Source organism: Mesorhizobium sp. WSM3862 (genome assembly GCF_002294985.1).
Classification (GTDB): Bacteria; Pseudomonadota; Alphaproteobacteria; order Rhizobiales; family Rhizobiaceae; genus Mesorhizobium.
In genome coordinates, this window is sequence record NZ_NSGE01000028.1 from 1 (window position 1) to 1180 (window position 1180).

The 1180-nt window shown below is 66.5% G+C and carries 1 pseudogene; it reads left to right on the forward strand.

Annotation, left to right across the window (positions count from 1 at the left end):
• Positions 1-893 (forward strand): annotated as a pseudogene (locus CK224_RS30530) (IS110 family transposase); the annotation flags it as partial.
• Positions 894-1180 lie beyond the last annotated feature (287 nt).

The following is a 1180-nucleotide window of genomic DNA, read 5'->3' on the forward strand; positions in this document are numbered from 1 at the left end:
GACCGGCTTGCCGCTTGAGCGGATCGGCCTGGAAGCGTGCTCGCTGACGGCCTGGCTTCACGACGGATTGCGCGCCGAAGGCCTGCCGGCGATCTGCATCGAGACACGGGCTGCCAATGCGGCGACGATGCCGAACAAGACCGATCGCAACGATGCCCGCGCGCTGGCGCAGATCATGCGCACCGGCTGGTATCGGCAGGTGCATGTCAAGAGCCGGCAATGCCGGTTGTGGCGCGCGCTGCTGGTTGCCCGCCGCACGGTGCTGAACGAGATGCGCAGCATCGAGAATGTTGTGCGCGCCATGCTGCGCGAGGCCGGCGTCAAGCTAGGCACGCCGTCGCGCACCGCCTTTGCCGATCGCGTGCGCGAACTGGCCGGCGCCGAGGTGATGGCAATGGTCGAACCGCTGCTTGCGATCCTGCGCGTCATGCTGAAGGAGTTCACCCGCCTGACCAAGCAGGTTCTCGACATCGTGCGCAAGGAGCAAGTGTGTCGGCGGCTGATGAGCAAGCCGGGCGTCGGGCCGATCACGGCTCTCGCCTTCCGCGCCACGATCGACCGGCCGGAGCGGTTCGGCTCCTCGCGGGCGGTGGGCGCGCATCTGGGGCTGACGCCGGCGCGCTACCAGTCCGGCGAGACCGACATCCAGGGCAAGGTCAGCCGCTGCGGCGACGAACTCGCCCGCACCGCCCTCTACGAGGCGGCGCATTCGCTGCTCGTTCGCTCGAAGAAATGGTCGAGCTTGCGCGCCTAGCATGACCATCGCCAGACGCCGCGGCATGGCGCGGGCCCGCGTGGCGGTGGCCCGTAAACTGGCCGTCATCCTGCACCGCATGTGGGCCGACGCAACCGAGTTCCGCTTTGGAAAGGAGCCTGCCGCACTGGCAGCGTGACCGGGACAGATCAAAGGAGCAAGCAACACGAACAAAGCTTTCGCCCGAAAGGGCGATGCCCGGATCGTTCCGTAGGGACGATGGGCGAGGCGATCCCGTTCAGAGCCCCGAACCTGCCGGCCAAAACTCGGCAAGGTCGTGAAACAGATTGAGACGCCTCGCTCTCCTGACCCCATCATGCGGCGGCCCAAACGCCGACCGCGAAGAGAAGCGAGTGACCCGCGGAACGGTCCGAGAAAAAGTGCAGGAGCACCTTGACCACAACGACCCCAATCAGAGAAGGCTCT